The organism is Streptomyces sp. NPDC005784 (assembly GCF_042871525.1).
Classification (GTDB): domain Bacteria; phylum Actinomycetota; class Actinomycetes; order Streptomycetales; family Streptomycetaceae; genus Streptomyces.
On the sequence record NZ_JBIAIQ010000075.1, the window covers coordinates 16,914 to 18,272 of the forward strand.

General features: G+C 70.3%; 1 protein-coding gene. It reads right to left on the reverse strand.

Going from position 1 to position 1,359, the window contains the following annotated elements:
• Nucleotides 1-692: 692 nt before the first annotated feature.
• A complete protein-coding gene (locus ACFYR3_RS44545) occupies nt 693-1,028 on the reverse strand; it encodes a hypothetical protein (protein ID WP_389288063.1) in 336 nt (111 codons plus the stop codon).
• Between the last annotated feature and the right edge of the window lie 331 nt (nt 1,029-1,359).

Here is a 1,359-nt window from a genome sequence, read left to right on the forward strand (position 1 = left end):
ACGCTCTGGGTGGGGCCTAAAACAACCCCCGTTTTGAGCCCCGGCCTCACCGTCAACGGCGTGATGTTCTCCAGCCGCGCGACCTGCTGCCCCGGGGGGGGCGCCCCCCCGGCGCGCCCCCCCACTCCGCACACAGCCGACCCTCGCGGATGCGCTCCGGCCGGTACCTGGCCCCGCACAACACGCCAGACCGAGCCGGTGCAGCCCACTTTCGGGTACGCCGGACCGCTCTCCGTCCGCCCGATCGCCTCGACACAGGACGCGAGGACATCACCGCGGTGCACCTCGTGGTCGACAGGACTGTTGGGTGTGGCTACCGGTCCCTCATTCCAGCAGGCCGACGCACCGAGACCACCCGCCCCGTCACCCCGTACTTCGGCGTACAGGCAGGCCTAGCCGATGCAGGCCAGCCGCGGCGGCAGCCGGAGTCCCCGGGGCCGCCGGCACGCCGGCAAGGACACCCACGGCCGCCCGCGAAGTCATTCGCCGTCGGGTCATGCCCGGACAACCTCTGCAGCGACCGGCCGTCACGGCTTCGCTGTGGCGATCACCCGGCAGAGACCGCCCAGGTGGGAGATGCGGCGGGCAACGACCCGCCGATCGTGGCGAAGTGTCGGCGGTTGTCGGCGAGTACGGCCCACACCTGCCGTCCCTCGCCGGTCATCTCCGTCCCGCAGCTCACATCGCCAAGTTCACACAGACGGGCCAGGACATCGCCGTCCTGCGGCTGCGACGGGCGGGGCTGGTGACTGAAAAGCCAGAACGCGCGCCTGATTGTCCTGTTCAGCGAGATGGAGGCTGACGTGCCGGCCACCGTCCGCCACGACCGCAGCCACCAACTGGCGTACCAGTGCCTCCACGCGGTCCGGCGCTTTCAGCCCCCGCTGGCCGAGCCGTCCCGTCACTTCGGCGAATGCGTTGCCCGGCGCCCAGAACTGCGCCTCCATGAACCATGAGGCGCCCTGACGGTTCTTCATCACCGGTCGGCCCGCGCGGCTGGCATGGGGAGGTTGGACGGTGCCAGCCATGTCTGCGGCGGTGGCGGCGAGGGTGGCTTCCTTGGAGGCGGAGGTGTCTTCGGCAGGTAGTCGGGGTGTGCCTTGATGGCCTCAGGCCCGGTGTCCGGTTCCATGGCGGCCCCCTCGCGTTCCCGCGTACGTGGTCACCCATGGCAGAGGCCCCGTCAGCTCTCTGACACGATTCCTCCCACATACGGCGCAGGTCCTCCGCCCGGCCCAGCAGCCGCACCGATCTGGACGACGGCTGTCAATGGCCTTGAAGTGCTCCCCGTAGGCGGCCAGGGTTTCGCCCCACTGGCGGCCTGCGAGATCTCCCCAACGGCGGCCAGTTATCTCCCCG